Annotated in this window: 1 protein-coding gene; it reads left to right on the forward strand. The window is 47.8% G+C overall.

Annotated elements, in window-relative coordinates; all coding sequences use genetic code 11:
• Positions 1-645: PLP-dependent aminotransferase family protein (locus tag R7Q09_RS26305; protein WP_318143962.1), on the forward strand; the 645-nt coding region annotated here is incomplete at both ends.

A 645-nucleotide genomic window follows, 5' to 3' on the forward strand; every position in this document is an offset into this window, starting at 1 on the left:
CTGCAGATGCACTCTATATCACGCCAAGTAACCAATATCCGATGGGGACGACTTTAAACACTGAGCAGCGAGCACAAATCATTGAGTGGGCATCGAACCAAGAGGCTTGGATTCTTGAAGATGACTACGACAGTGAATTCCAATTTGCACATCGTCCATACACCAGTTTGCAAGGGTTAGCCGCACAAATGGGCCGAGACGAGCGAGTGTTATACATCGGCTCTTTTAGTAAAGTCATGTTTAATGGTTTGAGGCTTGGCTATCTCGTTGTGCCTGAATCGCTGGTAGATAAATGTTTGATGGTGAAAGACGCACTTAGTGGTGACACACCAAGTCATATTCAAGCCGCGATGGCGGACTTTATCTCAGAGGGAAGCTTGCTGCGACATATTCGTAAAATGAGGCGAGTGTACAAGTCGAAGCACGAACAAGTCTGTTTCTCTATTCAGCATTATTTTGGTGACAAAGTTCGAGTTATCAGCCAAGCGGCGGGGCTGCACGTTACGTTGAGCTGGCAACAAGGGATTGATGAAAACACGTGGACGCAACGAGCCAAAAAGGCGGGCATCGTGATGCGCCCAGTCAGTTTTTATGAGCATCCCGATTTTAAAGCACGAGATTGGCAGGGCGTCGTGAGCGGATATG

The organism is Vibrio sp. 2130-1 (genome assembly GCF_033339515.1).